We start from the raw sequence: 7,291 nt of genomic DNA on the forward strand, positions 1-7,291 counted from the left end.
GCGTCAGTCGTCGCCGATGCGCAGCACGCTCTTTCCGCGGGTGTGGCCGCGCTCCAGTTCGCGATGGGCGGTGGCGGCCTCGTCGAGGCTGTAGACGCGGTCGATGTACACCTGGATCGCACCCGACTCGAGGAGGCGTGCGATCGTCGCCAGGGCGTTGCCGTCGGGCAGCACCTTGTACGAGGTCGCGCGGACGCCCGCCTCGGCGGCGGCCTCCGCGTAGCCGGGCCAGGAGCCGGTGGGCACCATGATGTACAGGCCGCCGGGCCGCAGCACCGACAGCGATCGGGTGCCGGTGCTGCCATCGGCGTTGCCCACGAGGTCGATGACGACATCCATGTCGCCCACGACCTCGTCGAAGCGGGTGGAGGAGTAGTCGATCACCACCGAGGCGCCGAGCTCGCGCAGCCACGTGGCGTTCGGGCCCGAGGCGGTGGCGGTCACGTGCGCGCCGAAGTACGCCGCGAACTGCACCGCGAAGTGACCCACCCCGCCGCTGCCGGCGTGAATCAGCACCCGCTGACCCTCGTGGGCGTGTGCGGTCTCGACAACCAGGCCCCACGCGGTGAGGGCCGCGAGCGGCACGCCGGCCGCCTCCACGTGCGAGAGCGTGCTGGGCTTGCGCGCCATCGACAGCGTCGGCACCACCGCGTACTCGGCGTAGGTGCCGCCCGATCGGGGAAAGGGCACCATCCCGTACACCTCGGTCCCGGGCGGGAAGGGATGCGCCTCGTACGGCGCGTTCATCACGATGCCGCTGAAATCGAAGCCGAGCGTGCTCGGCAGGGCGGTGATCGCGCCCGAGACGCCGCGTCCCGCGCGCGTCTTCGCGTCGATGGGGTTCACGCCGGCGGCGACCACGCGCACGAGCAGTTCGCTGATGACGGGAGCCGGTACGGGGAGCGTGGCGGTGTGAAGCACATCCGGATCTCCCGTCTCGTCGAAGACGACGGCTCGCATCGTCTCGGGCGGATCCGGCAGCGCGATCTCGCGCGCCACGGATATCGGTCGCAGCGGCCGGAACTTCATCGGTCGCCCCCTCCCTGCGTGCCGACATCGGCACTCGTGTTGCCTGTGGGAACAGTCAACCGCGAGTTTGTCTCGACCGTGTTACGACGCGATCACCGTGCCGCTAAGGAGTGTCGGCGTCCTCGCGCAGCGCGCGGAGGAGGCGGGTGAGGGTGTGGATGTCATCGAGGTCCCACGTCGACATGCGGCGCATGAGCGAATTGCGCTGCGGGTCGCGCACGGTCTCGAGCCGGCGAAGCCCCTCCTCGGTCGGGGCGAGCAGGCTCACCCTGCCGTCCGCCGGATCGGGCGAGCGGTAGATGAGGCCCCGTCGTTCGAGGTCGCGCACCGTCCTGCTGACCTGGGCCTTGTCGGCCAAGAGCGCCTCGCCGAGCGCCGAGCTGGAGACCGGGGCCATGCGGGTGATCGTCGTGAAGGTCTTGTAGGCGCCCGGGAGCATGCCGGGGCTCACGCGCGCGGCCTGTTCGGCGAGCAGAACCCGGAATTGCGCGATCAGCTGCCCGAACTCCGCCTCGAGAGCGCGCGTGGCGGCGACGTGGGCGTCGCTGGCGGCGACGTCATGCGTCGCCGCCACGGGTCCCGGTTCCGATCCGCTCATCGGTGTCGACCCTAGCGGTGCTCGCGGCCGGCGTCGGCGTCGCGCGGCTTGGTCGGCTCGGACGGCGTGGTGATCGTTCCGGTGGCGGCCAGCGCATCCATCCCCTCGCTCACCGAGACGGTGGCGAGGTCGGCCTCGGTGGCCTCGATCCGCTCGCTCGTGGTCATGCGCGTGAGAGGCACGTTCGGCAGGAAGGCGATCGCGATGAGACTCACGACGGCGACGGGCACGGCGATGAGGAACGCGTGCGCGATCGCGGTCGCATACACGTCTTCGAAGATCACCCGCAGGCTCTCCGGCAGCGTCGCGACCTGCGGGATCGCTCCCGACTGCAGCTGAGCGGCGATCTGCGCACCCTCCGCCCCGAGCGCGGTCAGCGCCGCAGCGATGTCGTTCTGGCGCTCGGCGACGAGGGTCGATGCCGAACTCGCCAGGGTCGCCCCCATCACCGAGACGCCCACCGTGCCGCCGAGCGACCGGAAGAACGTCACGCCGGAACTGGCCACCCCCATCTCCGTGGGGCGGGCGGTGTTCTGCACGATGAGGACCAGGTTCTGCATCGTCGTGCCGACGCCCGCACCCAGGAGGAACATGTACAGCGACACGAGGGCGAAGTTCGTGTCGTAGTGAATGGTCGACAGGGTGTAGGAGCCGGCGATCAGAAGCACGGCCCCGGCGATGAGATACGGCTTCCAGTGCCCGTGCCGCGTGATGAGCGCTCCGACGACGACGGATGCGAGCAACAGTCCGGCGATCATCGGAATGGTCATGACACCGGCCTCGGTGGGCGTGGCGCCTCGAGCCATCTGCATGTACTGGCTGAGGAACACCGAGGTGCCGAACATCGCGATGCCCGTTGCGATCGAGGCGATCACGGCGAGGGTGAAGGTGCGGTTGCGGAACAGCGTGAGGGGCACGAGGGGTTCGGCCGAGCGGAGTTCGACGACCACGAAGAGCACGCCCGCGACGACGGCTCCACCGACCATGAGGATCGTCTCCGTGCTCCACCAGTCATAGGACGTGCCGGCGTTTGTGACCCAGATGAGCAGCAGCGAGACGGCGGTGCTCAGGAGCACGATGCCGACGTAGTCGATGCGCACCCGCTTCTTGGGGCGGGTGGGAAGGTGCAGCGTGCGCTGCTGGATGATGAGTGCGGCCACGGCGAAGGGGAGGGCGATGAAGAAGTTCCAGCGCCAGTTCAGCGTGTCGGTGACGACGCCGCCGAGGAGCGGCCCGCCGACGGTGGCGACGGCCATCACGGCGCCGAACAGGCCCATGTAGCGGCCGCGCTCGCGCGGGCTGATGATGTCGGCCATGATCACCTGGCTGAGCGCGGCGAGCCCACCGGCGCCGATGCCCTGCACCGCGCGGCACGCGATGAGCATGGTGGTGTCCTGCGAGAAACCGGCGGCCGCGGTGGAGAGCACGAAGATCACGATGGCGATCTGGATGAGCATCTTGCGGTCGAACAGATCGGCGAGCTTGCCCCAGATGGGGGTCGAGATCGCGGTCGTGAGCAGGGTGGCCGTCACGACCCAGGTGTAGGCGGCCTGATCCCCGCCGAGGTCGTGGATGATGACCGGCAGCGAGGTGGAGACGACCGTCGAGGCGAGCATCGACACGAACATCCCGAGCAGCAGGCCGATGAGGGCCTGGAGTACTCGGCGACGGTCGCGCGGCGTGGCGGCGGATTCGGAGAGGGGTTGCGACATGAGGACCTCGTGACGAAGAGCGGAACGCGGCGGCGACGGTGACGCGCACAAAGGTTGATCTGCGTCAACTATACGCAGATGGTTGATCTGCGTCAACCAAAACGGTCGTGGTGCTCTGTGCTGCGGTGGCGGCACGGGAGATGATGGCGGGATGAGGAGCGTGGAACTCGTCTTCGACGAGGAGAGCGACGCCGGGGTGCGGCGCGCATGGGACGCGCTGATCGAGCGAGGGCTGCCGAGCGCCGGGCGCCATGCCGGAGCGACGAACGCGCCGCACGTCACGCTCGCCGTCCTGGACGGGACCGACCGCGCCGGCGCCGAGGATGCGCGGCTGCTGTCGGGTCTCGCGGGTCGGCTGCCGCTCGAGCTCGCGCTGTCCGGCATCATCCTGTTCGGAGACGGGCCACGCCGGGTGCTTGCCTGCCCCGTGATCGTCGCGGCCGACCTGCTCGCGCTGCAGCGGGAGGTCGCCGCGCGGCTCGGCGGCGCCGAGCGCGTCATCCCGCACGCGGTCCCCGACGCCTGGACCCCTCATGTGACGCTCGCTCGACGAATGCCGGTGGACCGTCTCGCCGAAGCGCTCGACCTCGTCGGCGACGCGCCATCCCGTGTGCGTGCGGTGCGGATGCGGGTGTGGGATGCCGAGGCGAAACGCGTGTTCGCCGTCGGCGAGGGTCAGTCGGCCAGCGCGAGCGCGCGGTAGGGCTGTCGATCGCGCCGGGGCGGCGCCGTGCGCGCGTGCAGCGACGTGCCGAGCTGCGTGCGGTGGTAGAGCTCGTCGATCAGCGCGGTCGCGAGGCTGACGAGCTTGCCGATCTCGACCTCGTCGCGATCCACCCACTGGCACCGGGGCTCGTCGTGGATCGGGACGAAGTCGTCGTGCTGCTCCCACGCGACGAGGGTGCGCTCGGCGCCGAGCACGTGCTGCTGCCACCACACCTGCCGGAGGTAGGAGCGGGGGATCGAGCGCCAGGCCTTGTTCGTCGTCTTGATCTCCGCGAGTACGACGTGTCCGGTCGTGTCCACCCCGATGCCGTCGGGCGTGGCGAGGTGTCGCTTCTCGACGACGGCGTGGAACAGCGCGCTCGAGGGCTGGATGCCGTGGGTCGCCGCCACCCACGCCGCGATCTCCGGCTCGCGGGCGCGGCCGTGTGCTGTGAAGGCGTTCCCCGAGAAGCCGGATCCGAGCAGCTTCGCGTCGGCTGCCCGTGCGATGGCGCGCTCGGAGGTGAGGGTCGCGACGTCGGTGGCGGTGATGCCGCGCGAGCGGGCGCGCACCCAGGAAACGCGATCCCGGGAGTCCGCCACGATGCGTGCGGCGAGCTCCGGAGTCATCCCCCCAGGCTACCCACCGCATCCCCCACCTCTCCCGCGACACCCCCGCATCCCCCCGCCCCGCTTCCCCACCCGTCCCCCTCGTCCCTCGACTCGAACCACCCCTTTGTTGCCGAACCACCCCCTTTCCGTTGCGGAGAAGGGGCTCGTTCGGCGCGAAAGGGATGGCTCGATGCGTGTGCAGTGCTCCTCCCCACCTCGGCGTGACTCGGCTTCGTCCACAAGATGGATTCGGCAGCGGCTCCGGCGAGCGACCTGCGGGACCGTGCGAGTATGCGTCACGCGAGTCTCGACGAACTCCTCGGTCTGCTGCGATCACGGCCGGCGCTTATCGACGAAGGGATGAGCGACCGCTCGATCGCCGACGCCGTCGACGCCGGGGTCCTCCACCGCATCCGCCGGGGCACGTACATCGACGGCGCGGTCTGGGCCTCATTGTGGCCGGAGTCCCGTCATCGTGCGCTCGTCCTCGCAGTCGAGCGTGCGTCGCGGGGTGCGACGGTGGTTTTCTGTGGCGTCTCGGCCGCGGTTCTCCACGGGTTGCCGCTCTATCGGCTCGCTCCTCGTCGCGCGCACGTCCTCGCGGCGGTGTCCGCCCGTCACAGCGCAAATGACGTGATGCGACACGAGGGCAGCCTCGCGGAGACGGAGGTCGACATCGTCGGTGGCCTCCTCTGCACGAATCTCGAGCGGACGACCTATGACGTGATTCGTGCGGTGTCGGCCGAGGCGTCGATCTCGATCGCCGACGCTGCTCTCGGACAGATCGGCGGCGATCCGCGGCGGTTCGACGATCGCGCCGCTGCCGACTTCACATCGCGGCTGCTCCACCGTACGGAGAGATCGGGCCCGCGAGGTATCCGCCAGGCGCGGCGCATCGTCGAGCTGGCAGATGGTCGGGCCCAGCTGCCGCTGGAGAGCGTGAGTCGGCTCCAGCTGCATCGACTGGGGTTCGAACGGGCGGAGCTGCAGGTGCCCGTACCGGCTCCGGGCGGAGGTTCGTACTTCGTCGACATCGGGCTGAGAGGCCTGAGGACGTTCGGAGAGTGCGACGGAAAGGACAAGTACGTGGATGAGGCGCGGCGCTCGGGGCGCAGCGTCGAACAGGTGCTGCTCGACGAGAAGGCGCGCGAAGACTGGATCCGAGGAACGACCCAGTGGAGACTTGCCCGCTGGGGCGACGAGCATGCGGCCACCCCGGCGGCGCTCGGTGCACGTCTCGCCCGTTTCGGCATCCGTCCTTCGTGACCGTCGCCTCGGTCGAGCCACCCCTTTCGTGCCGAACCAGCCCATTGCCTGCGCCACGAAAGGGGTGGCTGGGCATCAAAGGGGTGGCTCGGCGATGGTGCGGAGGAGGGGCGGGGCGGGGATTTGGGGGAGAAGGGCGGGTGGGGTAGAGTAACCGGAGCCGAAGACCGCCGGTCATCGTGTCGTGCGAACGAGACGATCGAAGCTCTGTGAAGAACAGGGGCCTGCGCAGGTGTACGACAGAGATCCCGGACTGACGGGAAATCGAGCTCCGTGCGCTTGCGCCGGGGCTTTTTTCTTTGCCCGAGCGACCGGATGTCCCAGGCCGACGCCCCACCACCGTCGGGCGTCTCGTACACACAAGGAGTGGCCATGGCGCAGAAGGAAGCATCGGTCGCCGAGCTCACGAAGAACTTCGAGGACTCGACCGCCGTACTGCTCACCGAGTACCGCGGTCTGACGGTTGCCGAGCTCAAGGAGCTCCGCAACAGCATCCGTCAGGACGCGGAATACGCCGTGGTGAAGAACACGCTGACCAAGATCGCCGCGAACAACGCGGGGATCTCGTCGCTGGACGACGACCTCAAGGGTCCGTCGGCCGTGGCGTTCGTGCACGGTGACCCGGTCACCGTCGCGAAGGGCCTGCGCGCCTTCGCCAAGGCACACCCTCATCTCGTGGTCAAGGGCGGTTACTTCGACGGTAACCCTCTCACCGCGGACGAGGTCAACAAGCTCGCCGACCTCGAGAGCCGTGAAGTCCTGCTGGCGAAGCTCGCCGGTGCGATGAAGGCCTCGATGACCAAGGCGGCATTCGTCTTCAACGCGCTCCCGTCGAAGGCCGTGCGCACGGTCGACGCACTGCGCGAGAAGCAGGAGTCCGCGGCCTGATCCGGCCTGCGGCGACAGATACCCAAGCAAGGAGAATCATCATGGCAAAGCTCAGCACTGAAGAGCTGCTCGACCAGTTCAAGGAGCTCACGCTCATCGAGCTCAGCGAGTTCGTCAAGGCGTTCGAGGAGACCTTCGACGTCACCGCCGCGGCGCCCGTCGCCGTCGCCGGTGCCGCCCCCGCCGCCGGTGGTGCCGGTGGCGAGGCCGCTGGCGAGGAGGAGAAGACCGAGTTCGACGTCATCCTCGAGGCCGCCGGCGACAAGAAGATCCAGGTCATCAAGGTCGTCCGCGAGCTCACCTCGCTCGGCCTCGGCGACGCCAAGGGTCTCGTCGACGGTGCTCCCAAGCCCGTGCTCGAGGGCGCGAACAAGGAAGCCGCCGAGAAGGCCAAGGAGGCCCTCGAGGGCGCCGGCGCCACCGTCACCCTGAAGTAATCACGCTTCAGCGCCTGACAGAACAGAACCCCGGATGCTTCGGC

The 7,291-nt window shown here is 69.1% G+C and carries 8 protein-coding genes; 4 read left to right on the forward strand and 4 right to left on the reverse strand.

Translation table 11 applies throughout. The features are described from left to right. Window positions 1-3: 3 nt before the first annotated feature. The 3 genes from B4E30_RS10935 to B4E30_RS10945 form a co-directional block, all read right to left on the reverse strand. The gene (locus B4E30_RS10935) at window positions 4-1,029 is read right to left on the reverse strand and encodes an NADP-dependent oxidoreductase (protein ID WP_071043774.1); all 1,026 of its coding nucleotides are present in this window, start codon (window positions 1,027-1,029) and stop codon (window positions 4-6) included. A gap of 103 nt (window positions 1,030-1,132) precedes the next feature. After that, the gene (locus B4E30_RS10940) at window positions 1,133-1,627 is read right to left on the reverse strand and encodes a MarR family winged helix-turn-helix transcriptional regulator (RefSeq protein ID WP_286795314.1); all 495 of its coding nucleotides are present in this window, start codon (window positions 1,625-1,627) and stop codon (window positions 1,133-1,135) included. A gap of 11 nt (window positions 1,628-1,638) precedes the next feature. Then, window positions 1,639-3,339, reverse strand: coding sequence for an MDR family MFS transporter (locus B4E30_RS10945; RefSeq protein ID WP_286795315.1), 1,701 nt, complete (start codon window positions 3,337-3,339; stop codon window positions 1,639-1,641). Between the two features lie 151 nt (window positions 3,340-3,490). On the opposite strand from B4E30_RS10945, the gene B4E30_RS10950 reads away from it, so the two are divergent. Further along, window positions 3,491-4,042, forward strand: coding sequence for a 2'-5' RNA ligase family protein (locus B4E30_RS10950; RefSeq protein ID WP_286795316.1), 552 nt, complete (start codon window positions 3,491-3,493; stop codon window positions 4,040-4,042). On the opposite strand, the gene B4E30_RS10955 is transcribed toward B4E30_RS10950, so the two are convergent. Next, complete coding sequence (locus tag B4E30_RS10955; RefSeq protein ID WP_286795317.1) at window positions 4,015-4,674, reverse strand: YqaJ viral recombinase family protein; 660 nt, start codon at window positions 4,672-4,674, stop codon at window positions 4,015-4,017. The genes B4E30_RS10950 and B4E30_RS10955 overlap by 28 nt on opposite strands. A 273-nt stretch (window positions 4,675-4,947) precedes the next feature. Here B4E30_RS10955 and B4E30_RS10960 point away from each other — a divergent pair, with 273 nt between their 5' ends. The 3 genes from B4E30_RS10960 (at window position 4,948) to rplL (ending at window position 7,247) form a co-directional block, all read left to right on the forward strand. Next, window positions 4,948-5,922 (forward strand): type IV toxin-antitoxin system AbiEi family antitoxin domain-containing protein, encoded by a 975-nt coding sequence (locus B4E30_RS10960; RefSeq protein ID WP_286795318.1) that lies wholly within the window; start codon window positions 4,948-4,950, stop codon window positions 5,920-5,922. 372 nt (window positions 5,923-6,294) lie between these two features. Continuing rightward, the gene (gene rplJ / locus B4E30_RS10965) at window positions 6,295-6,810 is read left to right on the forward strand and encodes a 50S ribosomal protein L10 (RefSeq protein ID WP_071044368.1); all 516 of its coding nucleotides are present in this window, start codon (window positions 6,295-6,297) and stop codon (window positions 6,808-6,810) included. Between the two features lie 41 nt (window positions 6,811-6,851). Further along, the gene (gene rplL, locus B4E30_RS10970; protein WP_286795319.1) at window positions 6,852-7,247 is read left to right on the forward strand and encodes a 50S ribosomal protein L7/L12; all 396 of its coding nucleotides are present in this window, start codon (window positions 6,852-6,854) and stop codon (window positions 7,245-7,247) included. Window positions 7,248-7,291 lie beyond the last annotated feature (44 nt).

The sequence above is a fragment of the Microbacterium sp. UBA3394 genome, assembly GCF_002358725.1.
GTDB classification, from domain to species: Bacteria; Actinomycetota; Actinomycetes; order Actinomycetales; family Microbacteriaceae; genus Microbacterium; species Microbacterium luteum.